At 66.4% G+C, this 19907-nt stretch carries 17 protein-coding genes; 9 read left to right on the top strand and 8 right to left on the bottom strand.

The window, feature by feature from the left end; translation table 11 throughout:
- Window positions 1-7 precede the first annotated feature (7 nt).
- The 7 genes from HHX41_RS22285 to HHX41_RS22315 form a co-directional block, all read right to left on the bottom strand.
- Window positions 8-373 (bottom strand): DUF6300 family protein, encoded by a 366-nt coding sequence (locus HHX41_RS22285; protein ID WP_182907569.1) that lies wholly within the window; start codon window positions 371-373, stop codon window positions 8-10.
- A complete protein-coding gene (dnaE, locus tag HHX41_RS22290) occupies window positions 370-3954 on the bottom strand; it encodes a DNA polymerase III subunit alpha (RefSeq protein WP_182907570.1) in 3585 nt (1194 codons plus the stop codon). Before dnaE ends, HHX41_RS22285 begins: the two co-directional genes overlap by 4 nt.
- 174 nt (window positions 3955-4128) lie before the next feature.
- The gene (locus tag HHX41_RS22295) at window positions 4129-4338 is read right to left on the bottom strand and encodes a hypothetical protein (protein ID WP_182907571.1); all 210 of its coding nucleotides are present in this window, start codon (window positions 4336-4338) and stop codon (window positions 4129-4131) included.
- A 38-nt stretch (window positions 4339-4376) separates the two neighbouring features.
- Window positions 4377-4937, bottom strand: a complete 561-nt coding sequence (locus HHX41_RS22300) for a hypothetical protein (RefSeq protein WP_182907572.1) — start codon at window positions 4935-4937, stop codon at window positions 4377-4379.
- The gene (locus HHX41_RS22305; RefSeq protein ID WP_182907573.1) at window positions 4934-5587 is read right to left on the bottom strand and encodes a TIGR02466 family protein; all 654 of its coding nucleotides are present in this window, start codon (window positions 5585-5587) and stop codon (window positions 4934-4936) included. Before HHX41_RS22305 ends, HHX41_RS22300 begins: the two co-directional genes overlap by 4 nt.
- Window positions 5580-6332 carry an aKG-HExxH-type peptide beta-hydroxylase gene (locus HHX41_RS22310; protein ID WP_182907574.1) on the bottom strand — a complete coding sequence of 251 codons (753 nt, stop codon included), beginning with the start codon at window positions 6330-6332 and terminating at the stop codon, window positions 5580-5582. Before HHX41_RS22310 ends, HHX41_RS22305 begins: the two co-directional genes overlap by 8 nt.
- A complete protein-coding gene (locus HHX41_RS22315) occupies window positions 6329-7036 on the bottom strand; it encodes a class I SAM-dependent methyltransferase (RefSeq protein ID WP_182907575.1) in 708 nt (235 codons plus the stop codon). Before HHX41_RS22315 ends, HHX41_RS22310 begins: the two co-directional genes overlap by 4 nt.
- 296 nt (window positions 7037-7332) lie before the next feature.
- Here HHX41_RS22315 and HHX41_RS22320 point away from each other — a divergent pair, with 296 nt between their 5' ends.
- The 4 genes from HHX41_RS22320 (at window position 7333) to HHX41_RS22335 (ending at window position 13148) form a co-directional block, all read left to right on the top strand.
- Complete coding sequence (locus HHX41_RS22320; protein ID WP_182907576.1) at window positions 7333-8688, top strand: transcriptional regulator; 1356 nt, start codon at window positions 7333-7335, stop codon at window positions 8686-8688.
- Window positions 8685-9395: an SDR family NAD(P)-dependent oxidoreductase gene (locus HHX41_RS22325; RefSeq protein WP_150936447.1), complete on the top strand. Its 711-nt coding sequence runs from the start codon at window positions 8685-8687 to the stop codon at window positions 9393-9395. The genes HHX41_RS22320 and HHX41_RS22325 overlap by 4 nt, the downstream gene beginning before the upstream one ends.
- Before the next feature lie 980 nt (window positions 9396-10375).
- Entirely contained in the window at window positions 10376-10765 is a 390-nt protein-coding gene (locus tag HHX41_RS22330) for a hypothetical protein (protein ID WP_182907577.1), read from the top strand.
- A gap of 1324 nt (window positions 10766-12089) precedes the next feature.
- Entirely contained in the window at window positions 12090-13148 is a 1059-nt protein-coding gene (locus HHX41_RS22335; RefSeq protein WP_182907578.1) for a BTAD domain-containing putative transcriptional regulator, read from the top strand.
- A 129-nt stretch (window positions 13149-13277) separates the two neighbouring features.
- Here HHX41_RS22335 and HHX41_RS22340 read toward each other — a convergent pair whose 3' ends face one another.
- Window positions 13278-13661, bottom strand: coding sequence for a hypothetical protein (locus HHX41_RS22340; protein WP_182907579.1), 384 nt, complete (start codon window positions 13659-13661; stop codon window positions 13278-13280).
- Window positions 13662-13923: 262 nt separating this feature from the next.
- Between HHX41_RS22340 and HHX41_RS22345 the strand changes: the two genes are divergently transcribed.
- The 5 genes from HHX41_RS22345 (at window position 13924) to HHX41_RS22365 (ending at window position 19825) form a co-directional block, all read left to right on the top strand.
- A complete protein-coding gene (locus HHX41_RS22345; RefSeq protein WP_182907580.1) occupies window positions 13924-14457 on the top strand; it encodes an ATP-binding protein in 534 nt (177 codons plus the stop codon).
- Window positions 14458-16210: 1753 nt separating this feature from the next.
- The gene (locus HHX41_RS22350; RefSeq protein ID WP_182907581.1) at window positions 16211-17335 is read left to right on the top strand and encodes a helix-turn-helix domain-containing protein; all 1125 of its coding nucleotides are present in this window, start codon (window positions 16211-16213) and stop codon (window positions 17333-17335) included.
- A gap of 232 nt (window positions 17336-17567) precedes the next feature.
- Window positions 17568-18569, top strand: coding sequence for a DUF932 domain-containing protein (locus HHX41_RS22355; protein ID WP_182907582.1), 1002 nt, complete (start codon window positions 17568-17570; stop codon window positions 18567-18569).
- Between the two features lie 164 nt (window positions 18570-18733).
- Complete coding sequence (locus tag HHX41_RS22360; RefSeq protein WP_182907583.1) at window positions 18734-19168, top strand: hypothetical protein; 435 nt, start codon at window positions 18734-18736, stop codon at window positions 19166-19168.
- 39 nt (window positions 19169-19207) lie between these two features.
- Window positions 19208-19825, top strand: a complete 618-nt coding sequence (locus HHX41_RS22365) for a hypothetical protein (protein ID WP_182907584.1) — start codon at window positions 19208-19210, stop codon at window positions 19823-19825.
- Window positions 19826-19907: the final 82 nt, after the last annotated feature.

The following is a 19907-nucleotide window of genomic DNA, read 5'->3' on the forward strand; positions in this document are numbered from 1 at the left end:
GTGCAACCTAAAGATCGTCTTCTCGCCATGCCTGGATTTCCGCTTCCAGCGCTGCTTCGTCGAGAGGGGGCACTCTCGCAACTGATGCCCACGCGTCGATCAGTTCCGCGACTTGCTCCACGTTCTCGCTCGTGACCTCGCCATGGACGGTGAACCAAGCGATCAAGGCCCCGGCTTCTGGTTGGCCTATGTCGCAGCGCGGGCAGAGAACGACGATGCCCGTGCCCGGGACGGTTTCATTCCGAGCATTGACGAGATGATGCGGGACCCGGGCCGAGAGGATGCCTTCCTGGCCGCATCGACCACACTCAGGTGACTCTGCTGCCAGGATGACTTCGACTCGGCTCGGATCCGGGGTGGAGTTGGTCGTCACGGCACAACGAGTGCGTTCGCGCCCAGAAGAACCTTGATATCTCCGGCGAATGCACCGTTGTTTATGTTCACTGCGTAGTCGGGGAGCTCAACGACGTTGATCTTCCGGTTGAGTCGCTCTACTCGCAAGCGGACGGGGGTTTCACCCGGGTGGACGGTCAAGATCCGCTTTAGTTCGTGGACGAGGTCCCTGTTTATGCGCTCCTCGCGGAGGGCGATCACGATCGGCTCGCGGCCGTCATCTTGGATACCGGAGATGTCGAGGAATGTGATGTCGATAGCGTTGAAGGAGATAGTGGCTTCGTCACCGTCGCCGCGTGAACGGATCCGGCCGGTAACGGAGACGACCAGATCGGGTGCGAGGTTGGTGCCGTAAAGCTGGTAGGTCTGAGGGAAGCAGGGAACCTCAATCGACGCGTCGTGGTCTTCAATCTTGAGAATGGCCCAGACGTCACCCTTTTTCGTGACCTTCTTATCGACGCCTGAGATGATGCCGGCGATGCGGACGTTGCCTGCTCCGGCCTGCCCGTCCAGAACTTGAGCGATGGTCAGATCTCGGTTGCGTTCCAGAATGCGTTCGGCGCCGTTGAGTGGGTGGTCGGAAACGTAAAGACCAAGCATCTCCCGCTCGAAGGCTAGTTTGGTCTTCTTGTCCCACTCGCCTTCCGGTACGGAGATATGGAAGACATTCCCTGCATCACCGTCCTCATCGAGCGCACCGAAGAGTGAGTCCTGGCCCAGTGCTTCCTTGCGCTTGACATCGATCACCGCGTCGACGGCCTGCTCGTGAATCTGGATCAGCCCATGCCGGGCATGGTCAAGGCCGTCGAATGCTCCGGCTTTGATCAGAGATTCAATGGTGCGCTTGTTGCAGACGACCTGGGGAACCTTGGTCAGGAAGTCGTTGAAGTCGGTGTAGGCGCCCTTCTCGCGACGTGCGGAGATGATGCCCTTGATGGCGTTTTCCCCGACGTTCTGGATCGCGCCCAATCCGAAGCGAACGTCCTCCCCGACGGCTGAGAACCGCAGTCCGGACTCGTTGACGTCAGGAGGCAGAACCTTGAGCTTCATGCGTCGGCACTCGGCGAGGTAGAGCGCCATGCGGTCCTTGTTCGTGCCGACCGAGGTGAGCAGGGCGGCCATGTACTCGGCCGGGTAGTTGGCCTTGAGGTAGGCGGTCCAGTAGGAGACAAGACCGTACCCGGCGGTGTGGGACTTGTTGAAGCCGTAGGAGCTGAACGGTTCCAGAACGTCCCAGACGGCCTTCGCCGCTTCCTCGGTGTAGCCCTTGGCGACCATGCCGGAGGAGAAGGTAGCCCACTGCTTGTCCATCTCCTCTTTCTTCTTCTTGCCCATGGCCCGGCGCAGGATGTCGGCGCCACCGAGGGTGTAGCCGGCCAGTTGCTGGGCGATGGCCATGACCTGCTCCTGGTAGACCACCAGGTGGTAGGTCGTGCCGAGGATCGGCTCAAGGGCTTCCTTGAGCGAAGGATGGATCGGGGTGATCTCCTGCTGCCCGGCCTTGCGTAGCGCATAGTTGACGTGTGCGTTCGCGCCCATAGGACCGGGACGGCCCAAGGCCAGGATGGACGAGATGTCTTCGAATCGGGCCGGAGCGATCAGCTTGGTGAGGTCCCGCATCATCGAGCTGTCGAGCTGGAACACGCCGAGCGTCTCGCCGCGGGCCAGCAGCTCATAGGTCTTCTTGTCGTCCAGCGGAAGGCTGAGCATGTCCAGGTCGACGCCGCGGTTGTCCTTCACGTTCTGCACCGCGTCACCGATGACGGTGAGGTTGCGCAGGCCCAGGAAGTCCATCTTCAGGGCGCCCATGGACTCTGAACTGGGTCCGTCGAAGCCGGTGATGCGAGCACCGTCATCAGGGCGCATGAAGATCGGCATGACGTCGATCAACGGCTGAGAGGAAAGGATGACACCTGCGGCGTGGACACCGGTGCCCCGGGTCAGCCCTTCAAGGCCAAGCGCGGTGTCGATGACCCGCTTGACGTCTTGGTCTTCTTCGTAGAGTTTCCTCAACTCGGTCGCTTCGGCGTACCGGGGGTGCTTCTCGTCGAAGATGCCGGTAAGCGGGATTTCCTTACCCATGACGGCCGGTGGGAATGCTTTGGTGATCTTCTCGCCCACCGGGAAGGGATAGCCGAGGACGCGGGCCGCGTCCTTGACCGCCGCCTTCGACTTGATCGTCATGTAGGTGATGATCAGCGAGACGTTGTCCTCGCCATACTTCTCCGTGACATAACGGATCATGTCGCCGCGCCGACGCTCGTCGAAGTCGAGGTCGACGTCAGGCATGGAGATGCGTTCAGGGTTCAGGAACCGCTCGAACAGCAGTGAATGCTCGATGGGGTCGAGCTCGGTGATGCCCGTGACGTAGGCGACCATGGACCCGGTGGCCGATCCTCGGCCCGGGCCCAGCCAGATGCCGTTCTCTCGGGCGTAGCGGCAGATGTCCGCGACGACGAGGAAGTACCCGGGAAAACCCATGCCCTCGATGACACCGAGCTCGTATTCGATCCGCTCCACAACCTCGGCCGGCACGGGATCGCCGTAACGCCGCACCGCGCCACGCTCGGCCTCCTTGCGGAGCCAGCTCATCTCGGTCTCCCCTTCGGGAACCGGGAACTTGGCGGCGAGGTCACGGTGAGCGAACACCTCGTCGTACGGCTCGACCCGCTCAGCGATCAGCAGGGTGTTCTTGCAGCCCTCGGCCCACATATCGGAGTTGGGGTTGAGAGCCCACATCTCCTCGGCGGTGCGTACGTAGTAGCCGTTGCCGGAGAAGCGGAACCGGCTGGGGTCGCTGAGTAGGGAGTTGGTGCCGACGCAGAGCAACGCGTCGTGGGCGGTGGCCTGGTCTTCGGTCACATAGTGGGAGTCGTTGGTGACCAGGGGCGGGATGCCGAGGGTCTTGCCGATCCGCAGCAGGTCCTCGCGGACCCCGGTCTCGATCGGGATCCCCCCGTGGTCCATGAGCTCCAGGAAGTAATTGTCCCGCCCGAAGATGTCCTGGTACTTGGCGGCGTGTTCCAGCGCCTTGTCGTACTGCCCGAGCCGCAACCGCGTCTGCACCGCTCCGGACGGGCAGCCGGTGGTGGCGACGATCCCCTCGTGGTACTCCGCGAACAACTCGTCGTCCATGCGCGGGTACTTCTTCATGTGGCCTTGAAGGGAGGCCAGCGATGAGATTCTGAACAGGTTCCGCAGGCCCTGCGCGTTGACCGCCCACATGGTCTTGTGAAGGTAGGTGCCGCTGGCCGACACGTCACCGCCCAGACCGGTGCGCTCGTCGGACTTACGCTGGTGGGGTTCTCCCCAGAACACCGGCTGCTTGTAGTGGCGGGATTCCGGGCTGACATAACCCTCGATGCCGATGATGGGCTTGACCCCGGCGGCCTTCATCTTCGACTGGAACTCATAGGCGCCGAACATGTTGCCGTGGTCGCTCATGGCGATCGCGGGCATGCCCAGCGCGGCTGCCCGCTCGGCCAGTTTGCCGATCTTCGCCGCCCCGTCCAGCATGGAGTATTCGGTGTGAACATGCAGGTGAACGAACGAATCAGCCACTGGTGATCTCTGGCCTTTCGTAGTGGGTCGAGCGGAGACCCAACTCTATCGAGAGCCCGGAGTGGCCGTCGTGGCTCATCTGGAAACAGGTGATCGTTGGTGCGGGAGAGTCCTCCCGGCTACGCGAGAGGCCCCGCAGCCGGGTTGCTGCGGGGCCGGTGAGGCAGTGGCTGGTCAGGCGGTGGAGCCCGCCAGGGTCACGGTGGTGGCGGTTCGCAGGGCGAAGTTGTCCTGCATGCCCTTGTCGCAGGCGGTCTCCGGGGCGATGAGCCCCTTGCGGGTGGCTTCGAGGAAGGCCGCGGTGTCCTCCGAATCGAGGCCGAGGCCGAGGCCCGGGCCCTCCAGCCGCAGACTGGTGGCGGCCCTCTCATTGGGCTGGGTCATGGTGCCAGTTCCTTTCTCTCCTTTGTGACCCGGTCGATTTACCGGGAGCAGGTGGCCACGGCCACGACGAGCTGCTGACCGTGCTCGATGGGGACGACCGAATGGGTAAGCCAGCCGGGGGCGATCGTCAGGGCGCCGGGCACGGGCCGGACGAGGACCTGACGGCCCCAGGGCAGTCCGGGCATCGCGGTGAGGTCGCTGCCCGCACGAGGGTCGGCCAGGGACAGGCACCCCGATTCGGCGGTCGAGGGCGCGGCCGTCGCGGACAGGCAGCACCAGCCGACGTAGGGGGAGGTGTCAGCGGCGGCAGGGATACCGTGGCCCTCACGCCAGCCCTGGACGCGTACGCTCACCAATGCGACCGGCGGGGCGGCGTCCATCCTCGCGACCGCGTTCATCCCGGACAGGAACATCTCCTCCAGCGCGGCCTGGTCGGTGACGAATAGCGCAGGGTCGAGGTCTTCGCAGATCGGCCCGGTCTCGGACAGGCGCACGTCGGGTCTGACGATGTCCTGGAGCTCCGCCTCCTCCACCAGGACGTTGGTGCCCCACAGGAACTGGACCGGCGCTTCGTTGCGCGCTTCGAGCAGGGTCGTCATTTCATCCCCGTCCAATCCTTGTCGTAGGCCACGTTCCAGGCGATGCAGATGCGCCGGCCTCCGCCGGTCAAAGTGGCCTGGACCGAGTGCGGCAGCCAGCCTGGGAAGGCGACCATCCGCCCGGGCACGGGTTCGACCCGGTACACGCCCTCGGAGGCTTCTCTGGCGATGGCGGCGGGCCGGGGGTCGAGCAGTTGCAGGTATCCAGCATCGCCGGTCCCGCCGCCGTCGCCGGACTCGACGTAGTAGACGCCGGACCAGGCTGAGTCGTGATGGGTATGTGGTCGAAGGCTCCCGCCTTCGGCGTAGACGACCGTCCAGGCCTCGGCAATCACGCCCTGCGTCACCTCGTTGGCCGCCTCCCCGAGCACCGCGGCGGTGAGCGCCGACACGGCGTTCATGATCTGGCCCCTGAACCAGTCCACGGCCGGGTGGGCCCAGGCGAGGATGTCCTGGTTGGCCTTGGTCGCCGAGATCACTCCGAAGTTCGACGCCTCGGGATCGGTCATCGTGCGCGTGACGATGAGGTCGCGCAGGACCTCGTTGTGCTCGGCGGCACCGGGGAGATCGGCGATGTACAGCGGGCTCTTCCACGCCGACATCGGTTTGATCCCGGCGCCGGGGCGAGCGGGGGCGGTGATGCTACTCATGGGCCTCCTTCAGATGACGGGCGATCTCGCGCCCTAGATCGGTCAGGTCCTCGGCGATCTGGTCCAACAGGGTCAGGCATCCGGCCCGGTAGTCCGCCAGCCTCTCCAGGCGTCCTTCCGGGGCGTCGCCTGCCACTGAGTAGAGGCGGGTCAGTACGGCGGCGACATGAGCCGCTCCCAGCACCTCCGAGGGAGAGCGGTTGGCGGTGCCGGACGGGAGTGCGACCGGCTGCGCGGACGGCACCTCGAGCCGCCACAGCTCTTCGATCAGGTAGAGCCACTGGTGAGACAGCTCGTGCGTGATCTGCTCTCGCAGCTCAACGGGGGTGGCGAATGCCTCCTCGGAGAGGAGGATGTGCTGCGGCCACGCCCTGGACGAGGCCGATATCGCGCCGTTGGCGGGGTGGAGCAGGGCATACCGGATCGGCAGGCTGGTCAGGTGCGACCACGAGGGGATCAACGAACCGAGTTCCTGCAACGCCGCGGCTATCTGGCCTTTCTGCCGAGGAGCCAGCGGCATGGCGGGCATCGGCCGCGTACCGGCCAGTAACAGTGCGCGCGACGGTCCGAGCCAGGTCTCGATGGACTGGTCGGTGATTCGATCCGCCTTGCCTTCCGCCTGCGCGGTGACATGACGGGCCGCTGCGACCGCGGCCATCAGCCGTTTGGTCATGAACCCCTCGTCCAGGAAAGGCAGGCCGTCGAGCAGCGCCAGGGGGTCGGACAGGTCGTAGGCCAGCGTCATGCGGATGCCTCCAAAACGAGGTCGTGGCCGGTCAACGCCGGATGGCGATCGAGTGGGCCGGCGTCGAGGCCGATTACGGTGATTCCTGTCCCGCCTCGTCGTCCCACCTGAAGGCAGGGAAGCGGCCACGAGGCGTCCGGATCGGGGGTCCAGTAGCGCGCCGGCGGCGACGGCATCACGGCGAAGGCCGACCGATCACATGGACGCCCGCCGTAGATGTCGAAGGAGAACCGGGCGTGGCCGATGTCGAAATCGTCGACCAGAACGACGCCCCTCGCGATGGCTGCGAGCTCGGCGTCCAAGGGCCAGCGATCCTCCCAGTGCGCATCCAGATAGATCAGCGGCCGCTCGTACAGTTGGCTGATCGTTTCCACCAGCGCAGGGGAGTCAGAGCACGACACCAAGGCGTTCTGGCAACCTGCCGCAGCCAACCGGCGGCGGGTGAACTCCACGTGTTCGGGAACGATGTCGCAGCTGTAGACGGGAAGATCGGGATACCGGGCCGCCAGGTAGCGGGTGGTGTCGCCGAGAAAACAGCCCGTCTCCAGAACCGCATCGCACCGATAGACCTGCAGAAGGTCGTCAACCAATAAGGCCCGAGTGATATCGAACCCGAACGGGCCTCCGCCATCCGACAAGCGAACGGCGCCTGCTCGTTCTACCTGATAGAAAACTTCGAAGGTCGCTCGCACGGATTCTTCCATCGAAAGCCGCCTTCCTGCCATTCGGTCAAGCGCGCCAGCTTGATCGACTAAACCTGCGAACCTGGCGAACCGGACTTACTTCCACACCTGGAGAAATCGGCACTGACTGCTCTGACTGCGCCTCTGAGAAACAACGCATCGGAACGCATGAGCTGGCAAGACCAGAGAACCCCGGACGGTTCTACCGGTCCAGCGAATCGCTGTTGTCTCGCTGTTGTCTTTGCGGGTTTCGGACTGCTGAGACCATTTCTAAAGCTGGCGATAGATGTACAGTCGTCCGTAATAAGGAGGTCGACATGGTGCGACGAGCGTCAAGCAACCCTCCTGGGCGGCTCGTTCATCCGCTGAGCTACGTTCGGTGGGAACGCAACTGGACGCTTCAAGATCTCGTGGATGTGATCGCTCGTCGGATCAACACGGCGAACCGCCGCGAAAAGGCATGGCGGTGGGAACACTGGGGAGTCGAGCCCGACGTGGACACACAACTCGCGCTGGCCGCCGAGTTGGGTGTGCCCGCAGAGTTGGTGCGGACTCTCCGGTGGCCTGACTGGCTACCGATCGGTGAGCGGATCGACACCGACGCGCCGTGGACCGTCGAAGGCGGGCTCGCCCTCCTGGACAGTGCTGGAGGCGCCTTGCTAGACCGTCGCGGTTTCCTGATTCTCAGCAGCGGCACGGCGGTGTCCGTAGCCAACAACTGGCTGACCATCGAGCCTCCCCAACTCGTCTCCGCGCTGCGGGGCGGTCGAGTGGACGCCGGACTGGTGAGCTGCTTCGAGCAACGGCTACCTGCTCTACGCCGCATCGATCACACCCTGGGCGGCGGTCACGTCGGGACGGTGGTTGACTCCGAGTTAACGCTGGTGACCAATTTGCTCTCCAGCGGTTCGTACTCCGCGAGCACCGGCCGCCGGCTCTTCGCCGTCGCCGCCGAGCTGGGACGCATCGCCGGATGGGCGAGCTGCGACGCCGGGCTCCACGCCGCCGCCGAACGGTATTGGATCGCAGCTCTTCGGGCTGCTCACCTTGCGAAAGACCGGGGTATCGGGGCCAACATCCTCAAGTCCATGAGCTTGCAGCAGGCCGAGGCCCAGCGGCTGGACGAGGCATTGGCACTGGCACGGGCGGCCCGAGACGGCGCGAGACAGGCACCTGCGCGCGTGGTGGCGATGCTGACCATCCGGCAGGCGCGAGCGCACGCCTCACGAGGCGAAGCCAACGAGTGCGAGAAGCTGCTCGTCGCGGCCGAGGAAGCGATGTCCCGCGCGGACGATGAGCCCGCGCCTTCCTGGGCCGCCTACTTCGACGAGGCCGAGTACTGCGCCCAGGTCGCCGCGTGCTACTTGCTGATGCGTCGTTACAAGGCCACGGACCGCTGGCTGGGCCAGACTCTCGCGCTGCAGCCGGATGAGCGCAGCCGGGACCGGGCGACCTATTTCATCTGGAGGGCCGATAGCGTTCTCAACCTCGGGGAGGTGGAGCATGCGTGCACACTGCTCGGCGAGGCCATACCCGACATCGCATCCGCCCGTTCCGCGCGTAATCGCAAGAGGCTGCTTGAGGTTCACGACAAGCTCAGCAAGCACCGTCGCCTCCCCGCGGTACAGGAACTACAGGAACGGTTGAAACCCTTGATCACATCAGCGGCATGAGTGAAGACATTCAGCGCGTCGCCGTAGTCACCGGCGGCAACAGGGGGCTTGGCCGCGCTATCGCTTCCGCCCTGGCCGAACACGGCCTTCACGTTGTGCTCACAGCCCGCAGCGAGCAGGCCGCCGAGCAGGCGGCGGAGGAACTGGCTGGGCAAGGACTCTCTGTTTCCGCCCATCAGCTCGACGTGACGGATCCGGCGAGCGTTGTTCGCGCAATGGCCGACACCGGCTACACGTACGGCAGGCTGGATGTGCTGGTGAACAACGCCGCTGTCGCCATCGATCGTGAGCGGCCTGCCACCAGCGCGGATATGGAGAGAGTCCGCGCCACCCTCGATGTGAACCTCATGGGTGCGTGGCGGTGCTGTACGGCCGCCATTCCGGAGATGAAGAACAACGCATACGGCCGGATTGTCAACGTGACGACGCACATGAGTCAGCTTTCTCGCATGAGCACCGGGAGCGCCGCTTATCGCGTCTCGAAGGCCGGCGTCAACGCGCTGACGTGCATCCTGGCCGCCGAACTACGCGAATCCAACATCCTGGTCAATTCGGCATCGCCAGGGAAGGTGTCCACTCGCCTCGCGTACGGGAAAGCCGACCAAACGCCCGAAGCGGCGGTTGACGCTTTCGTCTGGCTCGCCACGTTGCCGAATGATGGCCCCACTGGTGGCTTGTTCTATCGACGGCAACAGTTGGACTGGTAGCCCGTGACTCGAGCCGTGCAGAGCGTGGAAATGCCGCGAACTAAGAGTCGCGAGACAACAAGAAGACTACGCGAATTCCCTTCCAGTGCAAGGCGGGATCCGTTTGTCTATCATCTGTGAACAACGCGTTCCTCTGGCCGCAAGGCCCTGATCCCCGAAGGCGATTCCCCATCGGCCATCAGCGGCTCCCTTTCGAGAGCGGCGTGGCAGAGGCTAGGGATTCATCACAGCCCACACCCAGCCTTTGTGATGGGGTCGGCGAAAATCGCAGGAATGAGCCTGTACACGCGGCTGAGCGGCTCCAGGCAGCGTTGCTGAAACGCGGTCTGGAGACGGATACGCATGTGCTCACTTCGAGCCAGGCGGCGATCTCGGTAGCACCCGGCCTGCTTGTGCGCACGGACGGAAGGTATCTCTGGTGGGTGGTTTGGGGGCCGGATGGGACCCGGCGGAGCACGCCGCGCTTGGCTGTCTACATGACGCCGGAGTTGGCGGCCGAGCGGCTCTCGCAGCACCCAGCGGTGGTAGAGCGCCTTCGATCCGACAGCAGAAGTGCGACGCATGGAGCAGCGTAGGGGTCCGGCAGGGAAGCCGGCGTCCCGGCTACGGGAGGAGTTGGGCCACGCGGGGATCTCGGCAACGGTCAGTTCGGGGTTCGGGCTGGCGCTGGTGATGGCCGACCAGGTGAACGTGTGGGTGGAGTTCGGCCCGCAGGGATGGGGCTTCCGCTGGTGGACTGGCCGGGTCTCGGACCGGGGCCTGTGGGACTACACCTTCTGCCCTGCTTCAGCAGTAGAGAGGGTCGTCCGGCTGATCGGGGCTCGTGTCCGTGAGGTGCGTCGGAAGACGGTGTCGGTGCGAGAGCTGGGCCGCTTGCAGCTGGCGGCCCAGCTGGCGGATGCGGCGCCCATGGTGTCAGGGGTCAGGTCGGCCCTGCAGGCAAGCGAGGACGCTTTGTTCGGCAGCGAGGGGTGTACGTCATGACGGTGCCGGGTCCGCTCGGGGTGGGCGTGTACGACGGCTTGGAGGTGGAGTATCAGCCGCGCGGCGCGCTGGTGTACGTGCGTGATCCCCGCGACGCCTCTCATGGATACGTGCGGGTGAGCCTGGCGCGGTGGTCCCGTTTCGTGGGGGCGGTCAAGGCCCGCCAGTTCGTCCCGCAGCAGGAGGGCGACGTCGTCACGGTCACGATTGGGGACCTGTGGAACGCCGGAATCGTCACCGCGTCCGCCTTCCTGGTGACCAGCGCGCACACCTGGGAGATCTTCTGCAGGGCGGTCAGGGCCGGTGCGTTTGACGCGATCGACGCCACCTCGGCGGCTGGGCAGGGCGAGTACCCCTCGGATTCGGCCGGTCTCGCCAGCGGGTGACCGGTCCGTTGTGAGCTGTGCGGCGGGGCAGTGAGATGCCGGGACTGGCAGGCGTCGCCTTGTTCATCCTGCTTCGCCGCGCGTACGACAGGTGCGGGGGGATCGGCCACAGCCCCGCACCTTTGGCCTGCTCCGTCTCCGGGTCAATGCGCCTGACCATCTGGCCTGATCAGTATTCCTGGGGGTGCTGCCCCCGCGCATGACTCGGTCGCTCCCGCACCCAGCCGCTTCCGGGAGTCGCCTACAGGTCAGGGACGCGACGGTCAGGCATCGGAGGCGGGGGCGGAAACGGCCAGCGTTGATCTCGCGAATAGAATATAGCGGACAAAGGGAAGGGTAAGCCAATTGGCTTGCGCCAATTCTCCCCATCGCTGGTCGTGCCGGGTTGATGGGAACGCAGTCCCTTCGGTTCCTCACTAGCCGCAGTCGAGCGCGAGACTGTTTGGGTAACATGAGAAAGATGTGTGGATTGTGTGATTTGATAATCGTTGGGTGTGTGACTGAAAAGCGATGTGTCATTAGAAATTCTTGATCGTCCGCAGTTCTTGAAGGTCATCTCTGCAGGGTAGATCGCCGGTGAGCGTCACATATGGCGAAGCCCGTTTTTCGGGGGTGACGAGTGGTCCTATGGAAAGTTACTTCGTCCGAGGGGAAAGCTGAGCGCCTGTCGCTGGCAATCGGGGTCGGCGTCGCTGGCTGGACTGCGATACTGGGCTGCTTGGCCGGGGCGGCTGTGCCATCTTCCCGGGAACCGTGGTGCAATGCGACGATATCCGCGGAGGCGCAGAGGTACTACGACGCTGACAAGTGGTGCGCTCTGATCAAAGAGGAACTCGCGAAAGGGCGTGTCCCTGACTACTGGGGCCTGCTGGAGAAGGCGAGGCGCCAGCCGATAGCCGAAACCTCAAATTCGCCTGGGCAGAGATCTGATGTGGAGGCGACGGAGCCGAAGCGACAGAACGCCAAGGGGGCGCGCGGCCCAAGGGATACTCGGCCCAGAACACGTCCCAATCCGCAGCCCCGCCACAATCTGCAGGGGCATGTCCGTCATTCGCTTACCGCTACGAAACCTGCTACGACCAAGGCCGCCGAGCCGAGAAAGAAGCAGGAACGTGAATTCCTGCGGCCGTCCTCTCCTGCTCGGGGCCGACGCCAGGGAACGTTCACCTCGTCGCCGGCGCCCGTGCCGTCTACGCCCTACGCGCAGCCTCGGCCTTCGTCCGGAGGAGTTGCTCCTCGGCAGCGGCCTTCGGGGTTGACGGTGCATCTGGATAGGACCGGTGGAACAAGCGCCGCTGCCGGGTGGGCTCACGCCGCTTCCGCCGTGTTGTTCGGCGTCTTCGTGATGGCGGTCAACGCGGTCCTCATCCAGCGGTCCCGCGCCCTGACAGGAGGCGCTGTCGCGGGGGTGCCCGGAGCGTTGCTTCCGGTGCCAGTGGTTCCCGACGCTGATTTCGGGCGTGAGCGGGAGGCACCTGCTAAGCCGTCGGAACCTTCGGCCGCCGCTGTGCAACCTGCTGAAGAGACGGCTGGACACGCTGAGACCGCGATAGAGGCCGACCTCGGGAAAGTGGGGGAGACGTCAGCCGCCGCGGTCGTCTCGCCGCAGTCGGCCACCACCGCGGGGCTGCAGCTCAGGGTTCCGCCGTCTGCGCTTGTCTCCGGACGGCTGTTCGGAAGGACCCGTGTGCAGGCAGCGGATCGGGAGGTGGGCTTCACCCGCACGGAAGGCCGGGATCTGTTTGCGCTGTTGGCCACGTCCAAGGACGGCGTGCGACAGGATCTCGTTATTGAACACCTATGGCCTGAGCAGGGGGAACACGGGCCGCAGCACCTGGAGACCGGGGTCCGTGACATCAACGCCGCGCTGCGTGGCGCGACCGGGCTGTCTACCGGCGTGAGGTTCGTGATCAAGACTGGACAGTGCCGGCACCTTGCCTCAGCCTTCTTCGACATCGACCTGTGGCGGTTCGAGCAGGCGCATCTGGTGGCGAACACGGCACCGGAGGAGGACACCCGGGTGCAGGCGCTCAGGCAGATGGTCGCCATCCATGAGGGGCCGCTGCTCGCCGAGCGAGATGATCTCTGGTGCCTGCCGCTCCGGCAGGCCGCGGCCAGGAAGGCGACGAACGCGGTGATGCGGCTGGCCGAGCTGGAGCACAAGACCGACCCGGATCACGCACTGGATCTGCTGACTCTCGCGGTGGACCGAATCGATCCCTACAGCGAGGTCCTGTGGTGCCGGATCATGACCATCCATGGCGAGCTGGGACGGCTGCCGGCCGTACGCGCGGCCTTCCAGCAGTTCACCGAGCGGCTGCGGGAGGTCGACGCTGAGCCGAGCCGTCAGGCGAGGCAGATCTACCGGGGGCTCGCCGGGTAGCGGCGGATGACGAGGGGAGGTCCTGACCGGAGGCCGGGCCAGGACCTCCCTCTGCGCGGCAGAGGCCAATGTCGAGAGATGCCGTGACGGCGCGGTCTGCTGGGTTTCTCTTCCACGAACGGATCGAGGTCATACGCGGAGGAGCTCTTGGTCTCCACTGCTGTAGGTCGCCTGCGTCTCTGCGGCGAGGAGCTGGGCGGGGTGGGTGCCGTAGATCTGCGCGAGGAGCCGCAGCACACGTGCTGGTGGGCGGCGACCGGACTCGGGCCAGCTCTCGTATTCGTACAGCCTGCTCTCGCGTAGCGGAGCCGCGCCCGTGGACTCCAGGGCGTTGAACGTGGCGACGGCCTGGGCGGCGGTGAGACCGGCGGCGTAGCGGTAGAGGCGTAGCGGTGCGACGTCGTGGTCGAGGGAGAGCACGATGGCGATCTGGTCGACAGTGAAGCCGTGGCCGCGCAGGTGGAAGCCGCGGCGTCGGCATTCGAGCAGGGTCTGGTAGCCCTTCCCGGACATGATCACTCCCGTCTTGGCGGTGTTCGCTGGCCAACCACGCGGACGGTAGGGCGCCTTCCTGCGAGCTCTCCAGTCGATGTGGGGTGATCCATCCTCCGGGACACTGCCGCCCAGCGCTGTGGCGGTGTGTTGGCGCAGGTCAACGCCTATTTCGGCGTGGCGGGTGACGGGTGGCTGTGGGGGTTCGATTCGGGCGCGGAGTTGGTTCATGGTGTGGGCCCCTTCCTGGGGACGGCCGGGACGACATGGAGGTGCCCTGACGATGACCGGACGCGACAACGCGGACGCGCTTGTGCTGGACGACTGCGGACGGGCCGGATTTCCCGGCCTGTCACCTGGCCCCGCGTTGATCCGCCGGTGGTGGAGCGGGCTCGACGGGCCGATGCTGTGGCGCAGGCGATTCCCCGGGCGGGAGGACCAGGTCACGGCTGTCCGGAAGATGGTGCGCCTGCTGCTGGAGGACACTCCCCGAGCCTGCGATGCCGAATGGGTCACGGCAGAGCTGGCCGCCAATGCCCTGTTGCACTCGCGCTCGGGTCTGCCGGGGGGATTCTTCCTGGTAGAGGTGCTGCGCGGCCTGCACATGGCTCGTATCACTGTCTATGACCTCGGTGGCGGAGGAACCCCTGCTGTTCAAGCGCGGAGGCCGGGGCAGGACATCGGCGAGCACGGGCACGGCCTGCGCGGGGTACGGCAGCTTGCCGCACGATCCGGGGTACGAGGAGATGCGACCACCGGGCACGCGGTCTGGGCGCAACTCGCTTTGAACTGCGGCGCGAGCGCGCGGACCGCATGATGGCCTGGAGCACGCGGACCCAGTGGCCGGGCTCGAGCCCAGGACCGGTGCCGGATAGTGAGGAGGTGATTCGTCGCGAGCTGAAGGAGTTGCGGAAGGAGTTCCCGAACTGGGGCTTCCTCGTTCTCCACAAGGTGTGGGTCGCAGTCCGGGGGAAGACCATCATGGTCACCGCCGACACCCCCAAGGGGCTGCGGGCCGGATTGCCGCCTGCGCCCGCTGATCCCCCCGTCGTGCCCGCGCTGGCCACGACGTGGCCTATGACGGCCGACGATGTCCTGCCTGGGGCAATGACATGCTCGCCCACGATCGCGGGCGTGTGGCCCCGTATAGCGGTTCCGCTAGTGCCGACGCGGCGGGCCCGGCAGCCCGGCCGCCGTCGCCGTGGTCGGACGGGTGCTTGACAGCCGGGGTGAAGGTGGGCGTCGATGTCATGGAGCGATCGCAGTGTGCTGTAGCGGCATGTTCGATGGTGCCGCAGGGCCAGGGCACGGCGGAGACCGAACCCCGCTGCCGCGGCCCTCGGGCGCGGAAATCCCTGACGACCGTTTCGTGCGTGAGGCCGCCAAGGCGCTCGAGCTTCGCGTTCTGGTGGTGGGCGGTTGAGAGGCTGTCCGGGACGCCAGCGGATTTCGCTACGCGGCCCGTCTCATCCCTGCGGCGTTCTCTGGTGTGTCCCATGTTGCCGCTGGCGTTGCGTTCGCTGTAGCCGCTTGGACCACATCGACACCGGGCCGGTGTTCGCGCAGGTGGACGCGGTATGGGGCGATGCGTTGCTCCGCCAGACTCGCCCTACGGGCGACAAACCAATACGTGCGGCGCCGTACGGATGCGGGCCATCTGAATCCGCGGTGGTTCCCGCCGTACGTCGCTTTCCCTCTCTACCGAGCTGGCCTTGGGCCGGCCGGCGGCCGGACCGCCGGCCGAGACGAACGGGTGAGCCCCGCCGCCAGCTCGCCCGGTCTGCGCGCTTGCAGCCCCCATCTCGGCCTGTGACCGGTTGTCTGCGCTGGGGGGACGGCGTGATCGCCCTGGACGCAATGCGGTACGGCCTCCACACGTGCACGCAAGGGACCTGCGGGACCCTGGGCCGGTGCCTGGGGTGATGCGGGCGGTCCCAGCGAGCTCAGCGATCCTTGCGCCGTGCGGCTTGCCCTCGTCGGCGAGCCACCGCATGTGCTGCAGTCCCTCGTAGATGATTACCTCTGGCAGGCGGTCGTCATCGCCCTCTTCGGGACGCGTGAGCAGGACATCGTCACCGCTCCGCATCAGCGCCCATCCGTGGCCGTAGATGTTCAGTCCGCGTACGTGCGTCGCGTCCACTGTGATCGCGGCCCGTTCCATGCGTGCGCCCCCTTTCGGTCCCTGTCGCACCGCTGAATACACCCGGCGGCTATTTCGTGGTGCGAATCTATGGACGCTCGACGGGGCCGGTCCAGTCAAGTCGATTTGGTAGCTGCTTCATAGCTCCTTCGGTCTCAGCTGAAAGATTGGGTAGTGCATCCGTAGTCTTCGGTGAATTCGCATCAACGGGACGACCTGACTGCATCCGGGCTGGAAGCCACACCTCGGCGGGATGGATACCAGCAGGTGGAGGAGCTTCTTGTTAGGCGAGCCTCTCCGAAATGGGGGCGGCTGAAAAATGTTCCGCGACACGCTTGCAACGCGCGCTGATGCGAGCGATGGTCGAGCTCCACGAAATCCGTACCGGCCAAACAGCGGGCCGGTATGTGGCTGGAAAGGAGTCTTACCAATGGTCGCTATCACCGTCACGGAAAACGCGTACGACATTGACGCGAACGCGATTTCTACCGTCCCGGACGCGGACGACAACGCCCCGGACACCCACACCGGCACCGCGCTGAACACCCGTGAGGAGGCCGTATGGGCCGCGCTGGCGGCCAGCCCCGGTACGTCGGTCGCCCTGATCGCGGCTGCGGCCGGAATCAGCCGGGTGACGGTGGGAAAGATCCTCAATCAGTTCGAGGCCGAGGGGCGCACGACGCGAGTTCCCGGCGGGCACGACGGCCGGGGCCGCACCCCTGACCTCTGGTACCCCGCCGATGGCGCGATCGTCTCGGGCGGGGACACCCCGGAGGAGGCCCCTGACTCGCCCGGCTCGGATGACCCGGCCGACCCGGACGTCCCCGCCGTGAGCGACGTGGACGACGAGGGCAGTGCGGACGAGGAGGAGGCCACCGATGCGGCGGTGCCCGCAATGGATGGCCACCTCGATCAGGCCGACCCGGAGGGCGCGACCCCAGCCGACGTAGCCGGTGACACCCCCGGCCTGGACAGCGGCGGCTCGGATGACGCCCCGGACGAGGTCCTTGACTCGCCCGCTGAGGTGTCCGACTCGGACACGACCGACTCGGACGCGGATGTTCCGGCCGACGATTCCGAGGATGCGGCCGAGACTGAAGACCCAGCCTGGGCATGGGCGCGGACGGCCCTGCTGGAGCTGGCCGACCTGATCACCGGAGCAGTCAGGGCGCTCGACGATGACGGGGACGCGGTCACGGCGTTGGGCCGGTTGGAGATGGCCATGGCCAAGGCTCCGCAGGCGCACCGCGACGCCCGCGCCGTGCTGACCGGCACCAACCCCTCCGGACGGGGAACGGGCGGACGTGGGAGCACCGGCGGCGGTACGAGCGCGGGTGGGGCTCGTCCCGGTCACCTGCGAGACCGAGTGCTGTCTCACCTGCTCGACCATCCGGGGAAGGACTTCACCCCGTACGAGATCGGCCGGGTATTGGAGAGCTCGTCCGGCGCGGTCGCCAACGCCCTGGACCGCCTGGTCGGCCTCGGTCAGGCCGAGCTGACCTGCGAGCGCCCCCGCCGCTACGCCCTCGCCGTCAACCCCGCCCCCGGCGACTGACGGCGGCCCGTGGGGTGGGCCGTCCCCGAGGCGGCCCACCCCACACAGCACGGCCCCGGTACCTGAGTTGGCACGCGGTATGCCCCTCGTATCGCCTGGCCCCAGCGGACGCCCCCGGTGCGGCAACCGTGGCCAGTCAGCCCAATGCCACCGGGACAGGCGTCTGCCGTCTCTGATCGCCCACCCACCCATCTGTTTGTTCGGTTTCACCCATCGCCAAGGAGGCACTGTCATGGCCCACGAGATCGAGATCTTCGCCGACGGCTCCGCTGGATTCGCCGCTGCGACCAGGCCCGGCTGGCACCGGCTCGGCTACACCGCTCCCGGCCCGATGACGTCCGAGGAGCTCCTGACCCGCGCACAGCTCGCCGCATGGAACGTCCGCAAGGTGCCGGTCGGCACGGTCACCGATCCGGACACCGGGCGGCCCGTGACCGCAGAGGAGGACTTCCTGGTCGTCCGTACCAACCCGGTGACGGGCGAGCCGGAACGGCTCGGCATGGTCGGAAAGGACTACAAGATCGTCCAAAACGAGGAGGTTGCCGAGTTCCTGCAGACTCTGGTTGACGAGTCTGGGGCGATCTTCGACACAGGTGGCTCACTGAACGGCGGACGGCGCGTGTTCGTCACGATGCGCCTGCCCGAGCCGCTGATGGTCGGCGGCTTCGATCGGGTCGACCTGTACCTGGCGGCGTTCTCCCGGCATGACGGCTGGGGCGCGTTCACCACGGTCGCCACCCCTGTCCGGGTGGTGTGCGCGAACACCGAACGCGCCGCGCTGCGGAACCACGCATCGATGTTCAAGGTCCGCCACACGGGCCATATCGCGGGCCGGATCGCCGAGGCGCGTGAGGCGCTGAAGCTGACGTGGCGGCACGGCGAGGCGTTCGCCGCCGAGGCCGAAAAACTGCTCGCCACGCCGATGGACCTGAAGGAGTTCCGGCAGTTCGCCACCACCCTTCACCCGGTGCCCACAGACGCGAAACCCGTTACCCGCCGCAACTACGAGCTGGCGATGCGCCAGCTGGAGCTGTTGTTCACCGACGCGCCGACGAACGAGTCGATCCGGGGAACCCGCTGGGCGGCCTACAACGCGGTGACCGAGCGCCTGGATCACCGCAGCCCTGTCATCGGCCGCCGCGAGGCCGACATCGTGCGGGCCGAGCGTGCGCTGCTGGACGACCACGCCCACTCGAAGATCAAAACGCGAGCGTTCCAGTTGCTCACCGCCTGACCGGGCGCTCGGCTTCCCCACCTCCCCCTTGCTCGTCCGGTACGGCTCGGCGCGGGGCCGTACCGGACCCCATCCCCCCGGAAACCGCACCTCGGTTCCGGACCAACCCACGCAGTCGCAGCACGGGCCCGACGCCCCTCAGAGCATCGATCGAAGGAGAAACCATGGGACCGTTCGAGCAGATCGCTATCGACTACCTCATCGACGCCACTCGCACCCTGGACGAAGCCGCCAGCCACTTCGCGTCCGCGTGGGAGACGGGGGAGTGCGTTACCGCCGAGGAGTTGTCCCGCGCCGCCGTCGCGCAGCACCTTCGGGACTGGTGGCAGCAGGTCATGAACCAGATCGATGCTGATGAGGCGGTCGACATCGTGACCGCGATCATGGAGAGCCGCCGGGCCGCCGAAGCGTACCTGATCAATGCCAGCCAGCTCTCGTACGGCGAACTGTTCACCCAGGCCATGGCCCAGGCCCGCCGTCAGGCCGCCCGGCAGTTCCTGGACTCCACCCGGCATCTCGCCGAGGCACTCACCGGCCCCACCTCCGCAGGCCGCTCGGTCCTCGCCACCAGTGCGTCCGGTGGGGAGCGCCGGGTGTGAACGCCCCTGCAAACCAGTTCCAGAAAGGACATGACCACCATGAACGTCGGTACCGAGTCCGCCACCGGCGACGCAGCGGGCGAACCCGCCGGGGGACCGCAGCTCGCCCAACTGTGGGAGCCGAGCGGTCCTGTAGTGCCGGACAACTCCGCGCCTCCGGACGCTCCCACCGCCTCGACCACCGTCCCGAGCTTCGCGGACACGTTCGCCGGGCCGGAGGCCCCGGACGGCGTCGAAGCCGAGGGGCTGGCGGTCCCGGTCGCTGAGCTCGTCGCCCACGCCCGGCACGCCGACTACGCGGCATCGGCCGCGTTGGTCTGCCATATCCAGCGCGGCCACCGGCTCACCTCCGAGCCCCTCTACAGCGCGGTCTACTCCCACGCCCTGCGCACCTGGTGGGAATTCGTCCCGGCCCAGATCAGCGCGAACAGCGTCGACGTCGCGCACGCCGTCCGGCGAGTTCGCGCGTGGGCGCGGCACTACCTGACAGGCGAACCGGCCGCCGCACGGCCGGGAACCCTGTTCGACCACGCGCTCGCGCATGCCTCCCGGGCCGTCGCCCGCCACTTCCTGGCCGCCTCGGGCGAACTCCTCGCCAGCCGCGCGAACGCCGAGACGGCTACCGCCGAACCCAGCCAGCACCAGACCGGCCAATGAGTCAACCGGCCTACCTCAACTCCGCGAGACCGGCTTCTTCTGGCCGGCTGCCTGAAGCACCTCCCAGAAAGGAACCGTTCAC

The organism is Microbispora sp. H13382, assembly GCF_014161445.1.
In the GTDB taxonomy this organism is placed as follows: Bacteria; Actinomycetota; Actinomycetes; order Streptosporangiales; family Streptosporangiaceae; genus Microbispora.

What these genes read in the sequence shown, in the direction of transcription:
- HHX41_RS22330 (WP_182907577.1), top strand. Translation starts at nt 10,376, where the DNA reads ATGACGGTGCCGGGTCCGCTCGGGGTGGGCGTGTACGACGGCTTGGAG.
- HHX41_RS22295 (WP_182907571.1), bottom strand. Translation starts at nt 4,338, where the DNA reads ATGACCCAGCCCAATGAGAGGGCCGCCACCAGTCTGCGGCTGGAGGGC.
- HHX41_RS22310 (WP_182907574.1), bottom strand. Translation starts at nt 6,332, where the DNA reads ATGACGCTGGCCTACGACCTGTCCGACCCCCTGGCGCTGCTCGACGGC.
- HHX41_RS22350 (WP_182907581.1), top strand. Translation starts at nt 16,211, where the DNA reads ATGGTCGCTATCACCGTCACGGAAAACGCGTACGACATTGACGCGAAC.
- HHX41_RS22320 (WP_182907576.1), top strand. Translation starts at nt 7,333, where the DNA reads ATGGTGCGACGAGCGTCAAGCAACCCTCCTGGGCGGCTCGTTCATCCG.
- HHX41_RS22305 (WP_182907573.1), bottom strand. Translation starts at nt 5,587, where the DNA reads ATGAGTAGCATCACCGCCCCCGCTCGCCCCGGCGCCGGGATCAAACCG.
- HHX41_RS22345 (WP_182907580.1), top strand. Translation starts at nt 13,924, where the DNA reads ATGACCGGACGCGACAACGCGGACGCGCTTGTGCTGGACGACTGCGGA.
- HHX41_RS22360 (WP_182907583.1), top strand. Translation starts at nt 18,734, where the DNA reads ATGGGACCGTTCGAGCAGATCGCTATCGACTACCTCATCGACGCCACT.
- HHX41_RS22315 (WP_182907575.1), bottom strand. Translation starts at nt 7,036, where the DNA reads ATGGAAGAATCCGTGCGAGCGACCTTCGAAGTTTTCTATCAGGTAGAA.
- HHX41_RS22325 (WP_150936447.1), top strand. Translation starts at nt 8,685, where the DNA reads ATGAGTGAAGACATTCAGCGCGTCGCCGTAGTCACCGGCGGCAACAGG.
- HHX41_RS22365 (WP_182907584.1), top strand. Translation starts at nt 19,208, where the DNA reads ATGAACGTCGGTACCGAGTCCGCCACCGGCGACGCAGCGGGCGAACCC.
- HHX41_RS22340 (WP_182907579.1), bottom strand. Translation starts at nt 13,661, where the DNA reads ATGTCCGGGAAGGGCTACCAGACCCTGCTCGAATGCCGACGCCGCGGC.
- HHX41_RS22355 (WP_182907582.1), top strand. Translation starts at nt 17,568, where the DNA reads ATGGCCCACGAGATCGAGATCTTCGCCGACGGCTCCGCTGGATTCGCC.
- HHX41_RS22300 (WP_182907572.1), bottom strand. Translation starts at nt 4,937, where the DNA reads ATGACGACCCTGCTCGAAGCGCGCAACGAAGCGCCGGTCCAGTTCCTG.